This window comes from Pseudomonas sp. PDM01 (assembly GCF_014852325.1).
In the GTDB taxonomy this organism is placed as follows: Bacteria; Pseudomonadota; Gammaproteobacteria; order Pseudomonadales; family Pseudomonadaceae; genus Aquipseudomonas; species Aquipseudomonas migulae.
The window spans coordinates 314,088-338,387 of the sequence record NZ_JACVBK010000001.1 but is presented as its reverse complement, the minus strand read 5'-3'; the positions used below and the strand labels follow the sequence as shown (position 1 = coordinate 338,387).

Here is a 24,300-nt window from a genome sequence, read left to right as displayed (position 1 = left end):
TCCTTATCCGCGAGGTGCAGCGGCAGAATCCGCTTTCACCAGGGCAGGTGATTTAGCGGCAGCCGGCTGATTGGAGGCTTCGATGGCCTGACGTTGGCGAGCCAGTGTGGCGACGGTTTCCGGGCTGGCCATCGGCGCATCCTGCGGATCGATCACTGCGCCGGGCCGCACGCGCTGCAAGCCGTTGATGACGATGCGATCGTCTTTCTGCAAGCCGCTGCGCACGATGCGCAAGCCTTCAAGCTTCGGCCCCAGATCGACGCTGCGATACACGGCTTTGTTGTCCTGATCGACCACCAGCACGAATTTTTTGCCGAGGTCGGTGCCCACCGCTTCGTCCTTGATCAACAGGCCGGGATAGGCGGCGCTGCCCACCAGTTTCAACCGGGCATACAGGCCGGGGGTGTACTGGCCGTCCGTGTTGTCGAACACCGCGCGACCACGGATGGTGCCGGTTTTCGGATTGACCTGGTTGTCGACGAAGTTCATCTGCCCGAGGTGGCTGTTGCCCTCCTCGTTCGACAGGCCCATGTACACCGGCGTGGCTTGACCGCGCTGGCCCTGGCGGGAAAGCAGGCTGTACTTGAGGAACATGCGCTCGTCCGCATCGAAATAGGCGTAGACCTTGTCCGTGGAGACCACGCTGGTCAGCGCTGTAGTGTCGGCGGTCACGATGTTGCCGGCGGTGATTTCCGCACGGCTGACGCGGCCGGTGATCGGCGCGGTAACGCGGGTGAAACTGAGGTTCAAACGCGCCAGATCCAGCTGCGCCTGAATGGCATCGACACCGGCCCTGGCCTCTTGCGCCGTGGTCGTGCGGGTGTCGGCGAGCTCTGCGGAGATCGCGTTGCTGCTCAATAGACGTTGGCCGCGCTGCGCTTCGTTGCCGGTGCGGACCAGGGTGGCGCGTGCCTGTTGCAGCTGCGCCTCGATGCGATGCACCTCATGTTCGAACGGCCGTGGATCAATCTGGAATAGCAAGTCGCCCTTCTTCACCAATACGCCATCAGTAAACGCCACGCGTTCGATCTGACCCGACACCCGTGGACGAACCTCGACGGTTTCCGGTGCTTCCAGGCGAGCGGTGACTTCATCCCACTCGGTGATGGGCTGCTCGAGCACTTTGGCGACGGTAACGTGCGGCGCCCCCGGAGCCTGTGCGGCGCTGGGTGTACGTTCACACGCGGCAAGCATCAGCAGCGCCAACGCAGCCAAGGGATAACGCAAAGGTTTGAGTGACTGTTCCATGGGTTGTGTCCGCCAGACGGTTTGGGAATTTGCGGATTCTCGGCCTCGCGCGAGGTCACGACGAATCGAACGGAGTGAAGTTGGCTATCATCATTAATGATAGCTATCATGTTTAAGAGCAAAAAAAGGGGGCTACCCGGTTAACCCCTCTTGTGAGCGATTGCCGAACACACGCAATCCAGCGCCGGCCCCAGCGTCTGCGCCGCACTCAATGCCCGTGGGGTGGGCACCATTCGGCGACCGATGCGCTCGAACAAAGGGTCGTTGAACAACTTGCGCAAACGCACCAGCGCCGCGCTGATGGCGGGCTGGCCCAGCGACAGTTTCTCAGCGGTGCGGGTGAGGTTTCGCTCCTGAATCAGCGTGTCGAATACCACCAGCAGATTCAGATCGATACTGTGCAGATCATTACGTTTCATGGGGCAGGTCCACGTAGAGATTTTTGACTTGAGCCACAGGCGGGGAATCCGCCAGACTTGAGTCGATACCGGAAAAGCCATTGCAGCGACTTTATATGACGCGCATCATCAATACCAGCCTCTCAGCACAGCTTTTCCCAAGCGATGCCGACCTGGCGACAGGAGCAGACTCATGAAAGTCACGAAAGACCAGGCCGCCGCAAACAAAGAGGCGATCCTCACGGCCGCGTCCCGGCTGTATCGGGAAAAGGGAATCGACGGCATCGGCATTGGTGAACTGTCGCGCTCCGTGGGCCTGACCCATGGCGGCTTTTACGGACAGTTTCCGGGCGGCAAGGAGCAGTTGGCTTCAGAAGCCGTCACCCGCACGTTCGAGTCCAATATCCAGGACTGGCGGGACGCCAAATCCATTCCCGAGCTCATCAAGGGTTACCTGACGCAAGGGCACCTGGATAACTGGACCGAGGGCTGCCCCATCCCGGCATTGGGCGCCGATGTTGCCCGCGCCGGCGGGACCGTCAGCAACTCCTTCACCAAAGGCGTCGAGCGTTTGATCGAAACGCTGATGGCGCTGGTCGAGGGGGAAAGTCACGAGGAGAAATACCAGGAATCGCTGCGCGTCCTGTCATCAATAGCCGGGGCGATATTGATTGCCAGGGCGTTGGACAACCCTGAGTTGTCCGGGCAGTTCCTGCAATCGGTGATCAGTGCCTGGCCTGCTGCTCCCGAGAAAGAAGAGCAGGCAGGCGTTCCGGACTGACGCCCTACTCTTCACTCAACGAGCACATGCTCCAACACCACCTCCAGCGGGTGACGCAGTTGCTTGCTGGCCAGGCGCTTGACCTGGCTGCGGCACGAATACCCCGTCGCCAGCGCTTCACCCGCCTTGTCCAGCTTGCCCGCCCATGACTGCTCGAAGATAGTCCGCGAGGTCTCCTGGTTACGCGCTTCATGGCCGTAGGTGCCCGACATGCCGCAACAGCCGGTTGCCTCGGTCACCAGCTTCAGCCCAAGCCTGGCAAACACGGTTTCCCATTGCGAGGTGCTGGCCGGGACGTTGGTCTTCTCGGTGCAGTGCGCCATCAAACGGAACGTCTGATCAGCGTGACGGGACCTTTCAGGCAACACATCAACCAGCCATTCCTGGGGCAGCAAGACTTTCGGGCAGCCGTCGAGGCCCGGCACTTTCTGATATTCCTGGCGATAGACCAGCGTCATCGCCGGGTCCAGGCCAACCAACGGCACGCCACAGTCGGCCAGGGCCTTGAGCTGATTGGCGTTGCGGATCGCCGCTTTGGCGAATGCACCGAGGAAACCCTGCACGTGCAAAGGCTTGCCGTTGGCACTGTAGGGCGCCAGAAACACGCGGTAGCCCAACTGATGCGCCAACTGGATATAGCTCGCCAACAGCGGTGTTTCAAAGTAGCGGGTGAAGGCGTCCTGCACCAACACCACGCTTCGCTCACGTTGTGCGGCAGTCAGTTCGCGCAGGGCGGGCACGCTGGCGACAGCGACTTTGCAGCGGGTCAACGTGTTCTGCAGGTCGAAGCGGTGGATCAGCGGACTGTCGAGCATGCCGACGTGTCGCTCCAGCAAACGACTCACCCAATTCGAACCCATCACCGCGTTGTACAGGCCCGGCGCGTAGGCCATGTAGGGAATGGTGAACTCCAGCGAGCCGATCAGATAATCGCGCATCGGGCGTTGATAGCGACCGTGATACAGCTCGAGAAAACGCGAGCGGAATTCCGGGACATTGACCTTGACCGGGCATTGTCCCGCGCAGGATTTACAGGCCAGGCAGCCGGCCATGGCGTCGTACACTTCATGGGAGAAATCCGCCTCGCCGCGCGAGCGCGCCAGGTTGTTGCGCAGCCGCGCCGGCAACCCGCTCAACCACGACAATTTGCCCCGGGCCGCTTGCAACACATCAATGTTGGCCGCCCCTTGCAGGCGCAACCACTCGCGAATCAAAGACGCCCTGCCCTTCGGCGAATGCTGGCGTTCCCGGGTGGCTTTCCACGAGGGGCACATCGCATCGTTGGGGTCATAGTTGTAGCAAGCGCCGTTGCCGTTGCAGTGCACGGCGCTGCCGAAGCTCTGCCACACGCGCTCGTCAATTTGCCGATCCAGATCACCGCGCAGCGTCACTTCGTTGACCTTGAGCAAGCCTTGGGCAGCATCCGGCGGGGTGCAGATTTTGCCGGGGTTGAGCTGATTGTGCGGGTCGAACGCGCCCTTGAGCGATTGCAGCGCCGGATACAGTTCGCCAAAGAAATCGGGGACGTATTCCGAGCGCAAACCCTTGCCATGCTCGCCCCACAGCAGCCCGCCATAACGCCGGGTCAGCTCGGCCACGGCATCGGAAATCGGCTTGACCAGTGCGGCCTGCTTCGGGTCTTTCATGTCCAGCGCCGGACGCACATGCAACACGCCGGCATCGACGTGACCGAACATGCCGTAGGCCAGGCCATGGCTGTCGAGCAGTGCGCGGAACTCGGTGATGTAGTCGGCCAGTTTCTCAGGCGGTACGGCGGTGTCTTCAACAAACGGCTGTGGGCGGACCTCGCCTTCGACGTTGCCCAATAAACCGACGGAGCGTTTACGCATGGTGTAGACACGGGTCACCGCTTCAGCACCTTCGGCCAGCGTGTGGCCCAGCCGTTCGATCGTCGTATCGGCCTGCAAATGCGTCACGAACGACGCCACGCGAGCGTTCACCTCCGACAGGTCTTCGCCGCTGAATTCAACCAGGTTGATACCCAGCGTCGGGCGCTCGGCATCCGTGGGGAAATACTCGGCGACGCTGTGCCAGACGATGTCTTTCATCGCCAGCAGCAACACTTTGGAGTCCACGGTTTCGATGGACAGTGGCTTGTGCGCCAGCAATGCATTGGCATCGCGCAGCGCATCCATGAAGCTGCTGTAACGCACGTTCACCAGCACCGAATACTTGGGAATCGGCAGCACGTTGAGCTTGGCTTCGACGAGGTAACTCAACGAACCTTCCGCACCGCACAGCACGCTATTGAGGTTGAAACGCCCCTGCTCGTCGCGCAGGTGCGCCAGGTCGTAACCGGTCAGGCAGCGATTGAGTTTGGGGAACACCGCCTCGATCAGCTCGGCCTGGGTTTCCTGGATCTGCCGTGCGGTGCGGTACACCTCGCCGATACGGCCGGGTTGCGCACATGCAGCTTCCAGCTGTGCGTCGGACAGCGGCTGGCTGTGCAGGCGCTCACCGCCGAGCAGTACGCTGTGCAGTTCCAGCACATGATCGCGGGTCTTGCCATAGGTGCAACTGCCCTGGCCGCTGGCGTCCGTGTTGATCATGCCGCCAACGGTGGCCCGGTTGGACGTCGACAGCTCCGGGGCGAAAAACAATCCATGAGGTTTGAGCGCGGCATTGAGCTGGTCTTTGACCACGCCCGCCTGCACCCGCACCCAACGTTCGGCGACGTTGATTTCGAGGATGGTGTTCATGTGTCGCGACAGGTCAACCACGATGCCATCGGTCAACGACTGGCCGTTGGTGCCGGTGCCGCCGCCACGCGGGGTCAGCTTGATCTGGCGAAAGCGCGGTTCGGCCATCAATGTTGCGATGCGCACGATGTCGTCTGCATCCAGTGGGAACACCGCCGCTTGCGGCAGACGCTGGTAAATCGAGTTGTCGGTCGCCAGCACGGTGCGGGTGGCGTAGTCGGCACTGAGCTGACCGCGGAAACCGGCGGCACGCAAGGCCTGGAGGAATTCCGGGTACTGTGCGGCGGGTGCAGCGGTAGGCAACTGGGCGATCATCGCTGGAAAATCTCTTGTAGGTCTAATCACGGAAATCAAAATACTTGTCGCCTGAGCATTAATAGGTCAGCCTCAGGTCGTCGGCTAAGCCAATGATCCTGTAGGTTTTGGTGCCGGACAAACGGATAATCCTGCCGCTATCGATGACTTTTACGAATGAATTACCGCCATCTCACCCCGTCCATGTCCTTGCTGCTGGCTTTTGAAGCCGCCGCCCGGCATGAAAGCTATACCCGCGCCGCGCTGGAGCTGTCACTGACCCAAAGCGCCGTCAGCAGGCAAGTCCAGGCGCTGGAGCAGCAACTGGGCCTGACGCTGTTTCGTCGCGAAGGTCGGCAGGTGCAATTGACCGACGTCGGTCGTCTTTACCAGCGAGAAATGAGCGACGCACTCGGGCGCATCCGCAGCGCCACATTGCAGGCGCTGGCTTATCAGTCAGGCAGCGGCACCTTGCGCCTGGCCACATTGCCCACGTTCGGTTCGAAGTGGTTATTGCCGCGTCTTCATGACTTCTACAAAACCCATCCCGGCATGCTGGTGCACATCAACTCCCGGATCGAAGCCATCGACTTCGAAACCAGTGGCATCGATGCCGCAATCGTCGTCGGCACGGCCGACTCGCCGGGCCTGATCAGCCATCGCCTGCACACGGAAGAATTGATGGTGATCATTTCTCCAGAAGCGGCCGAGGCCCATGACGCCTGGACCCCGGAACGCATCGGCGGACAGACGCTGCTCAACGTCGCGAACAACGCCAACGTCTGGGGCGAGTGGTTCAGCCACCACGGCCTGCCCCATCGAATGATGCGGCTGGGGCCGAGTTTCGAACTCACTTCACACTTGATCCAGGCCGTGAGAGCGGGCATCGGTATCGGTCTGGTGCCACGCATCCTGGTGACCGACGAACTGGCCAACGCCGAGTTGATCAGCCTGGACCAACCCTTCGCCAGCCAGCGCAGTTACTACCTGACCTATCCACCGCGCAACGAAAGGCTGCCGTCGCTGATCGCGTTCCGTACCTGGTTGCTGGCGCAGATATGACGGCGTCCGCCGATGCACCGCGTCGTCTGCATCGCCAGCAAGCCGGCTCCTACAGTGCAGCGGCGCACACAAGACCCAGCCTCACCCCAATCCTGTAGGAGCCGGCTTGCTGGCGATCCAGACAACGCGGTGCATCAGGCAAACCTACCGCTCAAGAAACGAGTACCCGAAACTCACCACCTTGGCGTCTTCCCCATAGCCGCCCAGGAACGAAACACCCACCGGCAAATTGCCCTTTATGGTGCCCGCAGGAACCGTGATCTCGGGGAACCCGGTCGCGGAGGCAATGTACGAAGACGCATAGGTATCACCGGCCTTGCAGACGTAACTGTCATCCGTCACGCCATGAACCACCGACGCCGGGCAATTGATGGTCGCGAAAAACAGGCTGTCCACTTTGTTCTTCTGCATGATGCCCATCAGTTGCGCACGCAATTGCGGAATCTTTCTGGAGAGGATCGAGATGTACAACGGCGAATCGGTGCTATTGGTTTTCGATAGCGCTTCCAGCCCGGCCAGGCGCGCCGGGTTCATTCCGTGCGGACCATTTTCGGCCTGATTTTTCCTGGCAAGCCCCAGAAACCCTTCCAGCGTCCGCGGTTGGTTGGCACCGAGGGTTGCCAGGTAGCGTTCGAATTGCGGCTTGAATTCGCTCTCTCCCACCGGCCCCAGCACATCGCTCCAAAGCGTTTCAAAGCCCTTTGGCAGGTCAATGGCAACGACATGAGCCCCCCGCTTGGCAAGCGTTTCCTGAGCGGCCGTGAAAACCGCATCCACCTCAGGGTTTGCGCCCTTGAAATTTGTGATGACCCCGATGGTCTTGCCTTTCAGTGAGGTACGGTCCAGCGCTTGCTCAAACTGTATGCGGTCTGAAGCCACGTCGAGAGTCGCGGAATCGCTGTTGTCCTGGCCCTTGATCGCATCCAGTACGATTGCCTGATCCACCACACTGCGGGTGATCACTCCACCGGTATCGAACGCGAGCGACAGCGGAATGATGCCGCTGCGACTGATCAGCCCGAGCGAAGGTCGAAAGCCCACGGTACCGGTGACGCTGGCCGGCGCCCGGATCGACCCGCTGGTATCCGACCCCAACGCAAAAGGCGCAAATTTCGCCGCCACCGCCGCAGCCGAGCCGCTGCTGGAGCCAGACGCATCGCGCTTGGTGTTGTTGGGATTCAGCGTCTGCCCGCCAAACGAGCTGTAGCCAAACCAGCCAAAGGATGCAGCCAGTTCGGACATGTTGGCTTTACCGAGAAGAATCGCTTGCCCGTCGATCAGCTTCTTGACGGTGAAGGCATCCTGGTTCGGCAGAGAGGAACGCAACACATAAGAACCACCAGAGGTGACCATGCCGCGGGTATCAAAGTTGTCCTTCGCGACAAATGGAATTCCGGCCAGAGGCGCATATTGAGCAGTGGGATTTTTGGCTCGTTGGGCATCCCATTTCCGCGCCTGCTCGATCGCTGCTTCATTGATCGTCACCAGCGCGTTGATGTTTTGGCCCTGGTGATTGTTGGCGCGAATGTTATCCAGGTAATGCCTGACCAGTTGCTCGGAAGTGATCGTCCCGTTGTTCAACGCCTGCCGCATATCGGCGAGCGTCATGTGGTCGATGGCGACATCGGCCTGAGCACTTGCCGCAAACATCACGAATGACCATGCCACGAACTTTTTAATCGACTGCATTAATGATTCTCCAGGCGAACGCGTCCCCTGTAGGGCCCGCAGCAAGCCGGCTCCTACAGTTAATGTGTGTGATGCATGAATTAGAGCAACTTGCTGTGCTGCAGGAATTCCTTGGACACGCTCTCGATCGACTCACGACCAACGTCGACCCGGGAGTTGAGGCCGGCAATGGTTTCGTCGTCCAGTTTGGAAGAGAGCGCATTGAGCAATTCGCCGATCTTCGGATTCTCTTTGAAGACTTCAGTACGAATCACCGGCGTCAGCGCATAGCTTGGGAAAAAGCCTTTATCGTCCTTCAGCACAACAAAGCCAAAGGCTGGAATCCGCCCGTCAGTCGACAGCACCAACGCCACATTCACCTGGCCATCCCGAAGCGCCTGATAGGTCAGCCCACCGTCCATACGCACGACGTTCTTGCGTTCGAACTCAAAGTCGTAGGTCTTTTGAAGAGGCTGCAAGCCATCGGGCCGCGAAAAGAACTCAGCATTGGAGGCGAATTTATAGACTTTGCCTGCTCCGATATTTTTCGCCAGATCGCTGATCGAGACGATGCCATCTTTATCGGCCTCGTCCTTACGCATGGCAAATGCGTAAGTGTTGTTGGCTTTTGAAGGGTTCAACCACGTGATGCCCTTCTCTGCGTCAAGGGTGCTGATCTTCTTATACGTTTCCTCGGCACTCAGCTTGTCCATGACTTTGTTGTAAGTGATCAGCGACGTGCCGGTGTATTCCCAATACACGTCGACCTGACCGTTCTCTTGCGCCGCGCGCAATACCGACGAACCCAAATCCGGGCGCTTATCGACGTTGTAGCCATTGGCGCGCAACAATTGCGTGGTCATTTCCGCCACCAGCTGCTGTTCGGTGAACTTCTTGCCGCCGACCACTATCGTGCTGTTGGCAGAAGCACTGCCCACGACACCTGAAACAAGACTCAGCGTACAGATCAGACTGACTAGCATTCGATGAATCATGGTGCACCTCGTATTATTGGTTTTTATCGATGGTTTTCTAATTCATTCGCGCCCGGCCAACCTCAAGCCCCGCGACACGGCAACGTTCTGGATCAAACCGCACGACAGGTCGACCGCAATCGCCAACAGCGCGGTTGACGCGGCACCGGCCAACATCATGCCGAAGTCGTTCAGGTCGATGCCGGTAAAGATCAACTCGCCCAGCCCTCCTCCGCCGACCAGAAAGGCCAGCGGCGCGGTACCGACGTTGATGGCGAGCGCCGTGCGGATGCCGGCGAAAATCACGTTCATCGCATTCGGGATTTCGACTTTCCACAGGGTTTGCGCAGGCGTCATGCCCATGGCCTCGGCCGCCTCCACCAAGTGCTGCGGCACCGCGCGCAACCCTTCATAGGTGTTGACCGCCACCGGCAACAACGTCGCGACAAACAAGCCGATGATGGCCGCGCCACTGCCTACGCCGATGAAGCTCATGGCCAACGCCAGCAGTGCGAGCTTGGGTATCGCCTGCCCGACATTGAGGAACTGCATGCTGGCCATGGCGTAGCGCTGGTTCGCGGGACGGCTCATCCAGACGCCGAGTGGCAGCGCTACCGCCAGCGCCAGGACGCCACTGATGGCCACGATCTGCAGATGCTGAACCGTGAGGTAGCTGATATCGCCCCAGTAAAACTGAAGCCCTTGCCAAAATCTGATCATCAAGTCAGACATCGTCAGTGCACCGCCGGAGTAATGTTGTCGACAAGCCTTGCCAGGATGTCGGTCTGATGGACGTAGCCGATAAAGCGCCCGTCGCTGTCGTTGCACAGCGCCCAGTCCTGGCCGCGCCCCAGTAGCTGCGAAAGCACCTGGCGCAAGTCATCCCCGGGCTTCACCACCAGTTGCGAGCGTGTGGAGATGGCGCTGTTGCCGCCCACGATCTGCATCTGTTCCCTCGGCGGGATCTTGCTGGCGACATCCGCCGCCCGCAGCAGTCGCAGGCGTTTCATGATCCGGTCGCCGCCCATGAAATTCGCCACGAACTCGCTGTTGGGCCGGGCCAGCAGGTCGTCCGAGCTGCCGAACTGCTCGATCTTGCCGTTGTGGAACAGCGCGACACAGTCCGCCATCTTCACGGCTTCGTCGATGTCGTGACTGACAAAGAGCACGGTCTTCCCGACCTGGCGCTGGATGCGCATGAACTCGTCCTGGATCACGTCCCGGTTGATCGGGTCGATCGCACCAAATGGCTCGTCCATCAACATCACCGGCGGGTCCGCAGCCAAGGCGCGGGCAACCCCGACGCGCTGCTGTTGGCCACCCGAGAGCTCACACGGGTAGCGCTTGAGGAATTTCGACGGATCCAGCGCGACCACTTCCAGTAATTCCGCCGCTCGCTTGCGGCTTTTGGTCTTGTCCCATCCCAGCAGATTGGGGACGACGCAAATGTTTTCCTCGACGGTCATGTTCGGGAACAAACCGACTTGCTGGATCACGTAGCCGATGGATCGCTTGAGCGTGACGCTGTCCAGTTCGGCCGTATCGCGACCACCGATTCTGATGGTGCCCGACGTGGGCGTGATCAGGCGGTTGATCATCTTCAGCGTCGTGGTTTTGCCACAGCCCGACGGCCCGAGCAGTACGCAGATCTGTCCCTCTTCAACGTTGAACGAGACATCTTCTACGGCGGTGATTGAGCCAAATTTTTTGTTCAGGTTTTCGATCTGGATCACGTCGTCGCTTCCTTCATTCGGCCAGTGGCCACTTTGTTCTTGTTCAGGCCTTTCGGCGTCAGGAGGCACTGCAAGGCGTACAGGGCATAGTCAGCCGCAATGGCAATGACGCTGATGACGATGGCGCCAGCCAGCAGCTGCCGGGTATCCGATTGGGCGATGCCGCGAATGATCAGGCTGCCCAGACCACCGGCGCCGATGTAGGCGGCGATGGCGGCGATCCCGATGTTGATGACCGTAGCCATCCTGACGCCGGCCATGATCAGAGGGACCGCAATCGGCAGCTCGACCTTGCGCAGCCGTTGCCAGGTGGACATGCCCATCCCGATTGCCGCTTCGCGCAAGGCAGGATCGATATTGGAGATCGCGGTGGTGGTGTTGCGGATGATGGGCAACTGCGAATACAGAAACAGCGCAATGACCGCCGGTACAACGCCGATCCCATAGCCAATCAGGGACAAGACCGGAATCATCAGCCCGAACAGCGCGGCAGAAGGAATGGTCATCAGCACAGCGGCGAAGGCCAGGACCCACCGGCGGGTTCTGGGGTGCTGGGATATCGCGATCCCGACAGGCACGCCGGTCAGAATCGCCAGCCCCACCGCTACCGCCACGATGAGCAGGTGCTGTCCGAGGAGCAGGCTGATCAGCCCGCCGTTTTCCAGAATGAAACTCAAGGTTTCCATGGTTGATAGGCCTTCTTTACGTCATTGTTGTTTTTGCCGGCTGAGCATCTGGAAGTGGACGCCGGATTTGTAAGGAACCTTACCGCGCTCACGAACGGAGCCTGCGCTTTGAGTTCGACGATTTCTATCAAAAAACCGACGTCACGAGACCCGACCGCGTGCGGTGCGATGTGAAGGATCGAGTCATGAAGAAAGCATACAGGATCGCCAAATCACCCAGGCCCGCCAGTGCGCACCTGCTGTCGGGCCAAGTCATTAGCTAGCTATTGGGTTTTGCGGGGAGGATTGCTCGGTGGGGGTTGGCGAGGGATTGACGCCAATTTACCAAGGGCTGAAATCAGGAATGGGCATCATCAAATTTCCGCCGCTCTTCACCCGGCGTGCATCCCCACACGCGACGGTAGGCGGCCCCCAGATGCGAGGCAGAAACGAAGCCGCAGCTGTAGGCAATGGACGCAATGGGCTGGGTGCTTTCACGCAGCAACCGGCGTGCTTCGTTGAGCCTGAGCTCCAGATAGAATTTTTTCGGGGTCATCCCGAAGTGCTGGTGCCACAAGCGCTCCAGCTGACGATGGGACAGATTGCACCGGTCGGCGATCTCTTCGATGCCGACAATGTTTTCCAGGTTGTCTTCCATGGCGGCAATGGCCGCCGTGAGCCGTCGATCGTGAATCCCGAACCGCCACTGGATCGACATCCGCTGATGTTCTTCCGGCGCCCGTATCCGTGCGTGCAGAAATTGCTCGGCGATGCTCGCGGCCAGCGGGTTACCGAAATCCAGCGCGATCTGCGCCAGCATCAGGTCGATGGCCGCCGTCCCTCCGGCGCAGGTCCAGCGATTTCCATGGTTGACGTACAGTTCTTTGGTGACTTCGATGGTGGGAAACTCTTCGGCAAATTGACCGATGGACTCCCAGTGCAACGTGCACCGCTTCCCTTCCAACAGCCCGGCACGGGCAAGAATGAACGTACCGGTACTCAGTGCGCCAACGGTGACGCCACGGGACGCAGCGCGCTGTAGAAAGCGCAGCATTTTCGGCGGTTTCTGATGTTCGATGTCCAGGCTCGCCAGGACAAAAACGCGATCGACCTCGGGCGCTTGATCAATCGGCACGGTCTGGATTTCGATACCACTGCTGGAACTGACCGGCCCGCCGGACTCCGTGAGCAGGGTCCACTCATACAGCGTTTTCCCGGAAAGCCGGTTCGCCGCCCGCAGCGGCTCGCTGGCGCCAGCCAATGCCATCATGGAAAACTGAGGGAGTATGAGCAGGCCGATTCGCTTGGTTGTGTAACCGTTCACTGGCGTCGCTGCTTCAATGGGGCTTGTCATCGCCAGATCCTTGTCATGAGTGGGTCCAGCCGTTCAGACATCACGGCTCAGGCCAGCCCGAGGGAGTGGCTTTGGACACGCTATGTTAGGGCCTCGGCACGCATTCAGCCAGATCGATTCCTCGCAACGACGAACGCTGCGAGACCTCATTGCAAGGTCCCGCAGGAGAGTGGCGAGCAGATCAGCTGCGCGCGCGGATCGCTTCGTCGATGCTCTGGATCATCGATTTGAAAACAGGGCTGTCGACCTGATTCTGCTGGCCATGCTGCATGTGCGGGATGATCAGCGCACCCGCACCTGCATCACCCGGGTAGTGCCGGTGCAGACGCTCGGATTCCGACGGCATGTGCAGGGTGTTCTCGGCGCCGTGGATGATCAGCGCTGGCGGGAAGCCTTTTGCCCCCTCGATGGACTGCTCCGGGTCATACGCCACATAGGACTTGTAGGATTTTGCCGTCACATGCGTGCAGCCAGGCCAACGGTCGGCGCCGCCCGCTTCGGTGTAGCCGCCCAGTTGCTGATCAACGTAGGCCTGGGTTTCAGGATCGAGCGGGTAATAACCCAGACGAGTCGATTCGGTCCCGGTATCAAACGGCGGGATCGGCGCGTCATCCGCCAATTGCTGGATCGCAGCGTCGGCGGCGGCTTTGTCGGTGCGCAAGGCTTGCAACTTGCTGATGTTGGTGTAGCTCATCGGCACCCAAAACCGGATCTGCTCGCCACCCGCTGCGGCGAGTTCAGCCACCGCGCCGAGGCTCGCAGTCGAGCCCATCGCCCAGGACGCCACGACTGGCATCTCGCCAAAATTGTCTCGTGCCCAGGCTACGGCGCCGAGGACTTCATCCTTCTGGTCTTCCAGGCTGACATCGGTGATCTCGATGCCTGCGGCCTTAATCGTGTTGCGGATGTATTTGTTGGAAAAGAAACCCGCCACGTCATACGTCATGACTCGATAGCCCCGGGCCGCCAGGGCACGGCCGAACAGCTGACCGTACATGGTGACGCCGCCGGTGAAGCCGGAGTTGAAGATGACGGGTGGAAGTGCCGCGTCGATTTGTTCTGGCTGAAAGACCGTGCCTTTGAGGCTCAGGGTTTCATCGCCGTACTGAACGGCAAAGTTGATTTCTTGGGTAATGATGTTCGTCATCGCTGGGTATCTCGAAGTGTGAGTGTGGGCGTAGATCAACTAACCAACTGGCCAGAAGCTCCTCGAAGAAGTTGGCCAACGGGAATTCGGGTTTCTGTAGAAACAAGCTGCGCAACGGCATCGACGAAATCGAAAGCGCTGGGCAAATCAAACAGCTCGGAATACGCCACACCGTTGTTGTCGGTTCCCACATGAGGGGCGTCGGTGGCTTCCAGGAGAATCTTGTCGGCGCCGAGGGCGCTGATTATTTGCGTGACGAAACGTGCGGTTTCCACGGGAGAGACCGAGGTGCGATAGCCCGGCCCCTTGAACCACACGTTGCCTCGCCTTCCCGCCTCGGCAAGTAGCGCAAGGTAGGCCGGCTCCGTGGCGCCGCGCTCGCTGTGGCAGCTGCCCAGATGATCGATGATGACGCGCACATCGTCAGGGATCTGGCGCAATACGCGCAGATTGGTCTCGGCCTCTTTCGCATAAATGTGCAGGTGCTGGTGCGGTAACAGACGCGCATAAAACGCCGACCATTGCTCATCACTGAAGCGCGTATCGGAAACCGTTTCAGGCCTGGCATCGTGCAGAACGATTCGCGCGCCGATAACCTGCGGGTGCGAAAGGCGTTCTTTGGTGGCGTAAGCGGGTTCGGCCTTGATCGTCCCGACCAACCTGACGTCCTCATAGCGCGAAGGATTCGCAGCCTGGAGACTCTTCAGTTCATCAAACGAAGCAAACACGTTTTCTGAATCAGGCAGGATACTTAGATGGACATTGTTAATGACTGTCGGAACCACTCCGGCATCAATCAGCTTGTCCAGATAAGTCGTCAGCGGATGCGGTTCAGGCAAGGTGTAAGGCAGCGAGCCAGCCACCCGGCGAAGATCATCCGACGTGTAAAAGTGAACGTGACTATCAATTCTTTTGTTCGACGGCAGCATGATTATTGTTTCCTGCTTTTGTGCGAAAACAATAATCGTCGTCAGCGCTTCGTCGCTCCCGTCAACCCGACGTGTAGTATCAAAATTTCGCCATGTGCGATTTGACGGGTACGGAGGACTATGGAAACAGCGCCTGGACCGGGATGGCCGGATTTGCTCTCGGCGCTACTGATTGCGCTTGAAGGCAGCGGCGCTGCTGCATTGCGGGCGGAAATTGAACAACATGAAAAAAAGCTTCGACCAACTGATGGACTTACTGTCGGTTTGGGGGATGGCGAAAATTTGTTGTCCTGAGCTTGCTGCCAAATCGAAAGATCAGCAGGCCCTCTCCCTCGAACTTCAGTACCGACTTGCGGTAGAGCGCACCCAACGAACCGTTTTTTGCTTCGCGCACTTCACTCCAACAGCGAGACCAGGCGCGGTTCTAAAGCAGTCTCGAATACCTCCAGCAACGCCAGCGTCACCGGCAGTTTGAAGCGCCTGCGCCCCGCACTGCCTGGATTGAGATATAGCACTTCACCGCGCCATTCGATGCACGGCTTGTGCGAATGGCCGGTGATCACCAGTTTGACCGTCGCATCGAGCACGGCCGGGACATCGGCGAGGTCATGCACCAGCAACGCCTCCCACCCGTTGAGGTCGAAACGCAGGCAATCTGCTAGATCCGTTGCCCAGGAAGCATCAAGATCATTGTTCCCGCGCACGACATGCAGTGGAGCGATTGCCCCAAGCTGCTCAAGGATTTCGGAGCTACCGATGTCGCCCGCATGGATGATCCGTTCACACCCCTCCAAAGCCGCAAGGGCCTCAGGGCGGAGCAATCCATGGGTATCGGAAATCACGCCAACCTTCATACAAAGCTCCCGACCAGGCTCAAGCAGTGGAGCATCGCAGACTAAACCAACGGCTGATGACTGGTCACACAATGAATACCGCCACCGCCGGCCGAGATCGCGTCGATGTTGAGCTGCACCACCTCTCTATCCGGATAGAGCCCGGACAACAGATCAAAGGCTTTGGCATCTGCCGCCTTGTCACCAAACTCCGGCGCAATCACCGCGTCGTTGATCACGAAGTAGTTGATATAGCCGGCTGCAAAATCCGGGTTGTTGCGGTTGAACCTGCTCTTTCGTGGATTGAGCGGCGGCGACACCGTATGCACCTGCAACTTGCGGCCATCGGCATCCGTGGCATTTTTCAGAATGTCCAGATGAGCCCGCGTGACCTTGTAATCGTATGACTCGGGGTCGTTGTCGAGGTTGGCGATCACCACGCCAGGCTTGACGAAACGGGCGTAGAAATCGACATGGGCATCGGTGATGTCCTTGCCCTTGATGCCCGGCAGCCAAATGATTTTGCGCAGGCCCAAGCGGGCTTTCAGTTCCTCCTCGACCTCGGCCTTGCTCCAGTCCGGGTTGCGATTTTTATTGATCCAGCTGCTCTCGGTCATGATCCCGGTGCCGTGACCATCCACTTCGATACCGCCGCCCTCGCCCACCAGTTCGCTGCGCAGGTAACGCGCATCCGTGGCGTCGGCCACCTGTGCCGCCAGTTGCGCATCTTCGCTGTGCTGCTGTTTGTTGCCCCAGCCATTGAAGTTGAAATCCACGGCGCCAAGTACGCCCTTGTCATCAATGACGAAGTTGGCGCCGATGTCGCGCATCCAGATGTCGTCGAGTTCGGTGACGACGTAGGTGATGTCGCTCTTGCCGCAATGTTCTTCGGCCAGGCTCCGCTCGTGCTCGCGACAGAAAACGGTAACCGGTTCATGGCGGGCGATGGTGCGCGCAATCAGGCCAATGGCCGCTTGCACGTCGGCGGTGAAATCCTCCCAGATCGCCTCTTGCGCACCAAAAGCAATGAAGGCTTGCTCGTGGCGATCGCCCTCATCCGGCATGCGCCAACCGACTTGGGTGGCTGCGTGCGCGGACAAAGGCGTCAGGCCAAATCCGATGGAGGCAACCGCCCCCATCCCCGCCACGACCGAAACCTGCTTGATGAACTCGCGACGCGTCGACATGTATTGATCCTTGGAAAGTGAACTCATTTTGCGGTGGCCGTCTTGAACTTGGTCCAGGTGCGCATCCGCGCGCGCATATCGGATTGGGGGATGTCCTTGCCCGGAATCAGCCGCGCATAGGTGGCTTCATCAAGATAGATGTCCGGGTTGTTGCGCATGGTCGCATCGACGCTCGGCCGCGCCTTGGCGTTGGAGGTCGGGTAGCCGGTGAAGTTACTGATGTCGGCCATGTTCTGTGGTTGCATGACGAAGTTGATGAACGCATAAGCGTACTCCGGATGTTTCGCATCGACCGGAATCGCCATGGTGTCCATCCACACGGTGGTGCCTTCACGGGGGATGCGGTACTCGAATCGGGTGCTTTTGCCGGCGCTGTCTGACGTCCGTTGCGCCTGGGTCATGTCGCCGCTGTAACCGAGCGACACGCACAGGTTGCCGTTCACCAGATCGGTCACCGGCTGCGACTGGAACTTGCGAATGTGTGGCCGCAGTTTCATCAGCAATTCACTCGCCGCCGCGAGGTCTTCGGGCTTGGCGCTGCGCGGTTCCCGACCGAGGTAATTGAGGACCACGGCAAGCACTTCGTCCGGTGAGTCAATCATCGAAATACCGCAGTCGGCAAATTTGCTGGCCAGCTCCGGCTTGAACAACATATCGAGGCTGTTGACCGGCGCATCGGGCAAGCGCTGTTTGATCTGCTCATCATTGTAGGTCAGGCCGATGGTGCCCCACGTGTAAGGCACGGTGGCCTGACTCGAGGTTTCATACTGCCTGCGCAGTTTCTGCAATCCGGGCTCGATGTCGTTCAGCGCGGTGAGTTTGCTGCGGTCCAGCGGCAGCAGGCTGCCGGCGCGCATCAAGCGTTCGGCCACCGTGTCGCCGGGGAAGATCAGGTCATAACCGCTGCCACCGGCGAGCATCTTGGCTTCCAGCGTTTCGCTGCCATCCATGACGTCATAGATCACTTTGATCCCGGTTTCAGCGGTGAATTTCGCCAGCGTGTCCTCGGCAAAATAATCGGCCCAGTTGTACAGTCTGAGGGTTTTCTCTTCGGCGTGCAGCGACGACGAGGCCAGTGCCAACCCCAAGGTGCCGAGCAACAACGTGTGCGCAATGCCCATATCAAACTCCTTGAGTGTTCCAGCGTGCATGAAGGTGGCGACCGTCCTGACTCAACAGCGCCCCGTACATCTCCGGGCGACGGTCCCGGTAGATGCCCCAGCTCAGGCGCTCTTCGCGCATGGCGCTCAAGTCCAGGCTGTGCACCAGCACGCCGGTGCTGTCACGGTCGGCCTCGGCGAGCATTTTGCCTTTGTGATTGCAGATGAACGACGAGCCATAGAAGCCCATTTGCAAGGTCGGATCGGTGGTCGCCGCTTCTCGGCCGACGCGATTGGCCGCCACCACCGGCAGGATGTTCGCGGCCGCATGGCCACGCATGGTCATCTGCCAGTGGTCACGGGAATCCAGCTCGGCGCAGCCAGGTTCAGAACCGATGGCGGTGGGAAACAACAAGACTTCAGCGCCCATCAACGCCAGGCAACGGGCGGTCTCGGGGAACCACTGATCCCAGCAGATCCCCACACCGAGGCGCCCGAACGCGGTGTCCCAGACCCGGAAACCGGTATCGCCGGGGCTGAAGTATTCCTTCTCCTGATAACCGATGGCGTTGGGGATGTGAGTCTTGCGATACACGCCCAGCAAGCGCCCGTCGGCATCGGCCACGCTCAGAGAGTTGAAATACGCGTTGCCGGCCTTCTCGAACCAGCTCAGCGGCAGCACCACGCCCAACTCCTTGGCCAACGCGGCAAAGCGTTTGAGTACACGGCTGTATTGATATTCTTCGGCCAGTGCCAAGTGTTTGTGGCTTTGCTCGATGCAGAAATACGGCGTGGCAAACAGCTCCTGCAACAGGATGACCTGAGCGCCCTTCGACGCGGCCTCGCGAACCAACTGCTCGGCAAGGTCGAGGTTGCGCGGCAAATCCCAGGTGCAGGGCATTTGGGTGGTAGCAATCGTCAATAGAGTCATGGCATCAACCCTTCACTGGCCAGGCAGGCTGTTGCTGGGTGATGCAATGCACCCCGCCGCCGCCATGGGCCAGATGGTTGATCCGCACCGGCACCACTTCACGCCCAGGGAATGCCTGGGCCAACACTTCGGCCGCTGCGTGGTCGGCATCGATGCCGTAGGCCGGCATGATGATCGCGTCGTTGGCGATGTAGAAATTGGTGTACGAGGCGCAGAACACTTCAGCCTCAGTGTCCACCGCATCGGTGGCTTCATAGAGTTCGATCAGCTCGAACTTCCGGCCTTGGGCATCGGTGGCCAGTTCCAGCGCGCGGCGGTTTTCGCGAGCCACTTCGGCATACACCGACTGTTTGTCGTGTGTCGCGTCCACCAGCAACACGCCGGGGCGTGCGAATGCGCAGACGCCATCGACATGGCCGTCAGTCATGTCGCCGGTCACGTAGTCCGGATCACCCGGCAGCCAGATGGTTTTCTTCACGCCCAGCAGACGCGTGAAAATCTCCTCCATTTCAGTTTTGGTCATCCCAGGGTTGCGGTTAGGGTTGAGCAACACCGACTCGGTGGTGATCAGCGTGCCCTCGCCGTCGACATGGATCGCCCCGCCTTCGTTACTCAGCGGAGTGCCGAAGCACGGCAAGCCCAGGTGATTGAGTGCACGGCGCGCCAGGCCTTCATCCAGATCGTGCGCCGACTTGCCGCCCCACGCATTGAAACGCCAGCTCACACCGGCCAGCCCTTGTTGCGGGTGGCAAACGAAGCTTGGGCCGGAGTCGCGGCACCAACTGTCGTTTACCGCCAATTCGATCAGTTCGATGTTTGGCCCACAAAGCGCCTTGGCACTCGCGACAGCCGACGGATCAACGACCATTTTCACCGGTTCGAAACGAGCGATGGCGTTGGCTACCCCGGCGAAGTCCTTTTGCACTTGTGCCAGGGTGACGCGCCAACCCGACTCCCAGAGTGCCTGATTGTGTGGCCAGACCATCCAGGTCGCTGCGTGCTTTACCCATTCTGCCGGCATCAACCAGCCGCTGTTCTGAAGTTCGTTCTGCTGCATGACAATCGCCCTTGAGTTAAGTCATTGTGTTCAATGAAAATGACCTTTGCGGTCCTGGCATGCATGCTACGGCTGTAAAAACGGGCTAACAAACGATGGATTTTGCAGAAAAGTGATTAGAGGAACTTATCAATATGCTCAAGCACTGGCCCCCGCTCAGCACCCTTCGCGGCTTTGAAGCGGCTGCCCGCCTGGGCAGTTTTCACAAGGCCGCCGACGAGCTGCACCTGACCCAATCGGCGATCAGCCAGCAGATTCGAACGCTTGAGGCGTACCTTGAACAGCCGCTGTTTTTTCGCAGTGGACGCAGCGTCAGCCTGACCGATGCCGGCCACGATTTGCTCAGCACCACGCAAGCGTTGTTGCAGCAATTGTCGGTCGGCATTCGTCGCCTCGGGCAATACCAGAAGCCCAATCAACTGGTACTCAACACCACGCCGACATTCGCTCGTCATTGGCTGCTGCCACGCCTGGGGGATTTTCGCCGGCAGCATCCGGAAGTCGATCTGTGGATTTTCAGCACCGATGAAGTCCCGGACATGACCACCCAGACCATCGACCTCGCGGTGCGCGATGACATCAGCTCCCAGGCCGAATGCAGCTTCAAGGTGCTGCACGCCGATCGCCTCTATCCGGCCTGCCACCCCGATGTGTTGGCCGTGCCCATCGAGCAACGCACCACCCTGCACGGCGAGCGGGAAATGGACTGGAGCCATTGGGACGTCGAGGCCGGCATCGATGTGGGGCAGAAGGATCAGGGCTTGAATTTTTCCGACCCTGGATTGCTGCTGGACGCGGCGTGCGCGGGGTTAGGGATTGCACTGGTCAGCCAGCTGCTGAGTCGACAGGCGCGTGACAACGGACTGCTGCAACCGTTGGTGGAGGAAACCATTCGCGGGCCGAATTGGGCGTTGTTGACGCACCGGGACAGTGAGAACAATCCGTTGGCGCGAAGCTTCATCGAGTGGCTGCTGAACAACCTGACGTGACGCGGTCTTTTCGACATCCTGCAAAGCGCTTTCGCAGGCCTCAAGGTAAGCTCCTCGTTCCTCTTTGGAAACGTGACCCAGGGACGTACAAATGACCGTTGAAAGCTACGACCAACTCGCGATCTTCTCGGCCGTGGCGCAGGAGCGCAGTTTCACCCGCGCCGCTGCCAGGCTGGGCATGTCACAGCCCGCATTGAGCCGGGCCATGCGCCAGCTGGAGGAACGACTGGGCGTCAGGTTACTGTCTCGCACCACGCGCAGCGTATCCCCCACGGAAGCGGGCGAACATCTGCTGAAAGTGATCGCCCCAAGGTTCGAAGAGATCGACATCGAGCTGGCATTGCTCAGCGAATTCCGCGACAAGCCCGCAGGCAAACTGCGTATTACCGCCGGCGAGCATTCCGCGATTACGGTCCTGCAACCGGTACTCGCGAAGCTGCTGCCCGACAATCCCGATCTCAATATCGAAATCATCGTCGACTACGGCCTGACTGACATTGTGGCGGAAGGCTTCGACGCCGGGGTTCGGTTGGGTGAGCAGGTCGCCAAAGACATGATCGCCATGCGCATCGGTCCCGACATGCGCATGGCGGTTGTCGGCTCCCCAGCGTATTTCGCCCGGCATTCAAAGCCAGACATCCCAAGCGACCTCATGCAGCACAACTGCATTACGCTGCGCATGCCCACCTACGGCGGCCTCTTTCTCTGGGAGTTCGAGAAGGATGGGCAAGAACTGAACGTACGCGTCGAAGGCCAAATGGTGTTCAACAACATTGCCATGCGCATGGAGGCCGCCCTTCAGGGGTTGGGGCTGGCCTATATGCCCGAAGACCTGGTGCAGGAGCATATTGCGCAAGGCCGGTTGATTCGCGTGCTCGCGGATTGGTGCGAGCCGTTCTCGGGGTACCACCTCTACTACCCGAGCCGACGCCAGAGCTCGCCCGCCTTCGCACTGCTGCGCGAAGCCCTGCGCTATTTGGGCTGATTTGCCTGGGCAGCATTCAGCGCCGCGTCGGCACGTTTGGCCGCATCGGCATGACCTTGCTCCGCCAGCAGCCGGACCAATTGGTGCAACTGCGAAACGCTCAGGCCGACCCGCAGGCTCGCGGCCATGTGCGAACGCAGCTGCGACTCCACACCGGGAGTGACGGCCAACGCTGCGACCGTGGCCAACTCACGACTTTGCCAGTCCAGGTTGTCGCGCTCGAAAATATCGCCGAACAAATGCGTCTGCAGGTACTGGTTGATGACAGGGGCGAAGTCGAACAGCGGGCCCTGAACAGGCGCACCGGCAATACGGGTCTGATTGGCCTTGCCCACCGACAGCAGTTCACCACCGGTGGGAATGACACGACCGGGCTCGCGCCCCGGATCGTCCTGGATGCCGTTTTTCTTGCGCGCCTCCACAACCCTCATCAGCTCGCCAAGTGCGTTGAGACTGCGTGGAAAACCGGTGTAGGCGTAGAGTTGCACCAGTATTTCCTTCGCCTCGCTGACGGTCAGGCCCGCGTCCAGCCCCTGATTCAATGCAGCATTCAGCCCCGGCATGTTGCTGCTGGCCATGTGGGCAGCAATCAGCGGGATGGCTTGCTGCCTCGCGGACAGCACCTCGGAAGCGAGATTTTCGGTGGACATTGATGTCGGCGTCACGGGTTCGTGGGCGCGGTATTGATCGTCGGTGACTTTCTCCAGCCAATCCACACTCTTGCCATTCACAGCACCGGTCACCGCCAGGTGGGTCATGGCACTTGACGGTGCGGCACCGTGCCAATGCTTGACGCCCGGCGGGCAGACGATCACGTCGCCGGGGAGGATTTCCTGCACAGGCTTGCCCCACTCCTGGGTCAAACCCACACCGGAAACCACCACCAATCGCTGGCCTGCGGGATGGGTGTGCCAGGCCGAACGCGCCCCCGGCTCGAAGGACACGTAGGCGCTGGACGCATTGATTTCATTCGTGACGGGGAACAAGGGGTCGACGCGCACTTGCCCGGTAAAGTAATCCGCCGGTCCCGCTGTGGAAGATTGGGAGCCTGCGCGACTGATCTGCTGAACGGACCGGGACTCACCGGCATTTTCAGCAGCCGCAGCGCTGGCGAAGGGCGCTGCGACGCAAACCGCGATCCCCAAAAGAGTGTTTTTCATAATGCCCCCCAAGTCAGAGCGTTCTGGCGTAAAACGCGTTCAACTGCGCAATGGCGACGTCCACATACTCAGGCACCCAATAGGTTTCGATATGAGTTGCGCCATCGATGGTGAACAGCTTCTTGTCCTGAGTACCGGTGGCCTTGGCAAAGGCTTGCTCCGACATATACAGGCTGTCCGCCTTGCTGCCCGCGATCATCAGCAACGGCTTGTCGATCAGTTCGATCTGATCCGTCGCATCGAAGCTCATCAGGTCCAGCAGGCTGCTCAGGGTGTATCTGAAGGTCGAGTTGGGGTGAGCATGAGTCTTGCCGTAGTACTCAAAACCCTGCCGATACAAATCAAATGGCAGCTTGGCGATCTGCTCGTCGGTGAGTTTGGCATCGCCGGTGTAGAGGATTTCTCCGCCCGCCGCTTCCTGGGCACGGGCAGCCGAAGCCTGCCGTAAACGCTCCTGAACGGTGGACAGCTGCGAATCCCTGTAGCCATTGCGCCGTACCAGTCCGGAATTGAACATGCTCACCGTTGCGATGGACTGGAAGCGCTTGTCGGTTTGCGCCGCCTTCAATGAATAGCCGCCACCGCCGCAGATACCGAGCAAGCCCAAACGCGAGCCGTCGGCGCCCGGATAGCCAGCGATAAAATCCGCCATGCCATGGATGTCTTCGACGCGGTTCGTTGGTTTGTCGACGTTGCGCGGCTGACCGCCACTGCCTCCCTGATACGCCGCATCCGCAGTGATCGTGATATAGCCCTGATCTGCCAGGCGCTGGGCATACAGGCCTGCAACCTGCTCCTTCACCCCGCCATTGGGATGCGCCACGACAACAACCGGGTACTTCTTCGCCGAGTCATAGTTCGCGGGGGTGTAAACGTTGGCGGCAATGTCCAGGCCATTGAGTTTGTAGGTGACCGGATGGATGTTGACCTTTCCGGGCTCGTTCTTCGTCAGCGCGCCACCGTAGGTCAATGTGAATGGATTCTGCTTGTAGTCCCCTGCCTCGACTTCGGCTCCGGACATCCCGATCATGGCGGCCAGGAATGTGGCCTTTATCGTGGTTCGCGTCATATGAATATTCCTGCCA

The 24,300-nt window shown here is 59.7% G+C and carries 23 protein-coding genes; 5 read left to right on the top strand and 18 right to left on the bottom strand.

The window, feature by feature from the left end; genetic code table 11:
* Positions 1–3: 3 nt before the first annotated feature.
* Together mexE and IB246_RS01560 are read right to left on the bottom strand one after the other, a co-directional pair.
* Entirely contained in the window at positions 4–1,248 is a 1,245-nt protein-coding gene (gene mexE / locus IB246_RS01565; protein WP_008038899.1) for a multidrug efflux RND transporter periplasmic adaptor subunit MexE, read from the bottom strand.
* 140 nt (positions 1,249–1,388) lie between these two features.
* Positions 1,389–1,667 (bottom strand): LysR family transcriptional regulator, encoded by a 279-nt coding sequence (locus IB246_RS01560; RefSeq protein WP_008038901.1) that lies wholly within the window; start codon positions 1,665–1,667, stop codon positions 1,389–1,391.
* A gap of 172 nt (positions 1,668–1,839) precedes the next feature.
* On the opposite strand from IB246_RS01560, the gene IB246_RS01555 reads away from it, so the two are divergent.
* Positions 1,840–2,427 carry a TetR/AcrR family transcriptional regulator gene (locus IB246_RS01555; RefSeq protein ID WP_008038903.1) on the top strand — a complete coding sequence of 196 codons (588 nt, stop codon included), beginning with the start codon at positions 1,840–1,842 and terminating at the stop codon, positions 2,425–2,427.
* 11 nt (positions 2,428–2,438) lie between these two features.
* Here the strand turns inward: IB246_RS01555 and IB246_RS01550 are convergent, their stop codons facing one another.
* Positions 2,439–5,462: an FAD-binding and (Fe-S)-binding domain-containing protein gene (locus tag IB246_RS01550; protein WP_008038916.1), complete on the bottom strand. Its 3,024-nt coding sequence runs from the start codon at positions 5,460–5,462 to the stop codon at positions 2,439–2,441.
* A gap of 156 nt (positions 5,463–5,618) precedes the next feature.
* On the opposite strand from IB246_RS01550, the gene IB246_RS01545 reads away from it, so the two are divergent.
* Positions 5,619–6,503: a LysR substrate-binding domain-containing protein gene (locus tag IB246_RS01545; RefSeq protein WP_008038922.1), complete on the top strand. Its 885-nt coding sequence runs from the start codon at positions 5,619–5,621 to the stop codon at positions 6,501–6,503.
* A 144-nt stretch (positions 6,504–6,647) separates the two neighbouring features.
* Here IB246_RS01545 and IB246_RS01540 read toward each other — a convergent pair whose 3' ends face one another.
* The 8 genes from IB246_RS01540 to IB246_RS01505 all read right to left on the bottom strand — a co-directional run bounded on the left by IB246_RS01540 (position 6,648) and on the right by IB246_RS01505 (position 14,973).
* Positions 6,648–8,192: an amidase family protein gene (locus IB246_RS01540; RefSeq protein WP_008038923.1), complete on the bottom strand. Its 1,545-nt coding sequence runs from the start codon at positions 8,190–8,192 to the stop codon at positions 6,648–6,650.
* An 80-nt stretch (positions 8,193–8,272) separates the two neighbouring features.
* The gene (locus IB246_RS01535; protein WP_223553166.1) at positions 8,273–9,154 is read right to left on the bottom strand and encodes a glycine betaine ABC transporter substrate-binding protein; all 882 of its coding nucleotides are present in this window, start codon (positions 9,152–9,154) and stop codon (positions 8,273–8,275) included.
* Between the two features lie 54 nt (positions 9,155–9,208).
* A complete protein-coding gene (locus IB246_RS01530) occupies positions 9,209–9,865 on the bottom strand; it encodes an ABC transporter permease (RefSeq protein ID WP_177318172.1) in 657 nt (218 codons plus the stop codon).
* Between the two features lie 14 nt (positions 9,866–9,879).
* Complete coding sequence (locus tag IB246_RS01525; RefSeq protein WP_008038926.1) at positions 9,880–10,878, bottom strand: ABC transporter ATP-binding protein; 999 nt, start codon at positions 10,876–10,878, stop codon at positions 9,880–9,882.
* Positions 10,875–11,564: an ABC transporter permease gene (locus IB246_RS01520; RefSeq protein WP_008038931.1), complete on the bottom strand. Its 690-nt coding sequence runs from the start codon at positions 11,562–11,564 to the stop codon at positions 10,875–10,877. The genes IB246_RS01525 and IB246_RS01520 overlap by 4 nt, the downstream gene beginning before the upstream one ends.
* Positions 11,565–11,901: 337 nt before the next feature.
* Positions 11,902–12,897, bottom strand: a complete 996-nt coding sequence (locus IB246_RS01515) for a GlxA family transcriptional regulator (protein WP_008038932.1) — start codon at positions 12,895–12,897, stop codon at positions 11,902–11,904.
* A gap of 181 nt (positions 12,898–13,078) precedes the next feature.
* Positions 13,079–14,044 carry an alpha/beta fold hydrolase gene (locus tag IB246_RS01510; RefSeq protein ID WP_008038933.1) on the bottom strand — a complete coding sequence of 322 codons (966 nt, stop codon included), beginning with the start codon at positions 14,042–14,044 and terminating at the stop codon, positions 13,079–13,081.
* A 35-nt stretch (positions 14,045–14,079) separates the two neighbouring features.
* A complete protein-coding gene (locus IB246_RS01505; RefSeq protein ID WP_008038934.1) occupies positions 14,080–14,973 on the bottom strand; it encodes an amidohydrolase family protein in 894 nt (297 codons plus the stop codon).
* Positions 14,974–15,093: 120 nt separating this feature from the next.
* On the opposite strand from IB246_RS01505, the gene IB246_RS01500 reads away from it, so the two are divergent.
* Entirely contained in the window at positions 15,094–15,267 is a 174-nt protein-coding gene (locus IB246_RS01500; protein WP_157222767.1) for a hypothetical protein, read from the top strand.
* Positions 15,268–15,368: 101 nt separating this feature from the next.
* On the opposite strand, the gene IB246_RS01495 is transcribed toward IB246_RS01500, so the two are convergent.
* The 5 genes from IB246_RS01495 to IB246_RS01475 are packed head-to-tail and all read right to left on the bottom strand — an operon-like array spanning position 15,369 to position 20,081.
* Positions 15,369–15,827 (bottom strand): metallophosphoesterase family protein, encoded by a 459-nt coding sequence (locus IB246_RS01495; protein WP_008038935.1) that lies wholly within the window; start codon positions 15,825–15,827, stop codon positions 15,369–15,371.
* 41 nt (positions 15,828–15,868) lie between these two features.
* Entirely contained in the window at positions 15,869–16,993 is a 1,125-nt protein-coding gene (locus tag IB246_RS01490) for an agmatine/peptidylarginine deiminase (protein ID WP_008038936.1), read from the bottom strand.
* 23 nt (positions 16,994–17,016) lie between these two features.
* Positions 17,017–18,114: an extracellular solute-binding protein gene (locus IB246_RS01485; RefSeq protein ID WP_008038937.1), complete on the bottom strand. Its 1,098-nt coding sequence runs from the start codon at positions 18,112–18,114 to the stop codon at positions 17,017–17,019.
* A 1-nt stretch (position 18,115) separates the two neighbouring features.
* Positions 18,116–19,024 (bottom strand): N-carbamoylputrescine amidase, encoded by a 909-nt coding sequence (gene aguB, locus IB246_RS01480; protein ID WP_008038939.1) that lies wholly within the window; start codon positions 19,022–19,024, stop codon positions 18,116–18,118.
* A gap of 4 nt (positions 19,025–19,028) precedes the next feature.
* On the bottom strand, positions 19,029–20,081 hold the full coding sequence (locus tag IB246_RS01475; RefSeq protein ID WP_008038940.1) for an agmatine/peptidylarginine deiminase: 1,053 nt from the start codon (positions 20,079–20,081) through the stop codon (positions 19,029–19,031).
* Between the two features lie 134 nt (positions 20,082–20,215).
* Here IB246_RS01475 and IB246_RS01470 point away from each other — a divergent pair, with 134 nt between their 5' ends.
* Both IB246_RS01470 and IB246_RS01465 read left to right on the top strand, forming a co-directional pair.
* Complete coding sequence (locus IB246_RS01470) at positions 20,216–21,070, top strand: LysR substrate-binding domain-containing protein (RefSeq protein ID WP_008027147.1); 855 nt, start codon at positions 20,216–20,218, stop codon at positions 21,068–21,070.
* 91 nt (positions 21,071–21,161) lie between these two features.
* Positions 21,162–22,055 carry a LysR family transcriptional regulator gene (locus IB246_RS01465; protein ID WP_008038941.1) on the top strand — a complete coding sequence of 298 codons (894 nt, stop codon included), beginning with the start codon at positions 21,162–21,164 and terminating at the stop codon, positions 22,053–22,055.
* Here the strand turns inward: IB246_RS01465 and IB246_RS01460 are convergent.
* Together IB246_RS01460 and IB246_RS01455 are read right to left on the bottom strand one after the other, a co-directional pair.
* Positions 22,043–23,215, bottom strand: coding sequence for a cupin domain-containing carboxymuconolactone decarboxylase family protein (locus IB246_RS01460; protein WP_008038942.1), 1,173 nt, complete (start codon positions 23,213–23,215; stop codon positions 22,043–22,045). The genes IB246_RS01465 and IB246_RS01460 overlap by 13 nt on opposite strands.
* A 13-nt stretch (positions 23,216–23,228) precedes the next feature.
* Positions 23,229–24,284, bottom strand: coding sequence for an alpha/beta hydrolase (locus IB246_RS01455; RefSeq protein ID WP_008038944.1), 1,056 nt, complete (start codon positions 24,282–24,284; stop codon positions 23,229–23,231).
* Positions 24,285–24,300 lie beyond the last annotated feature (16 nt).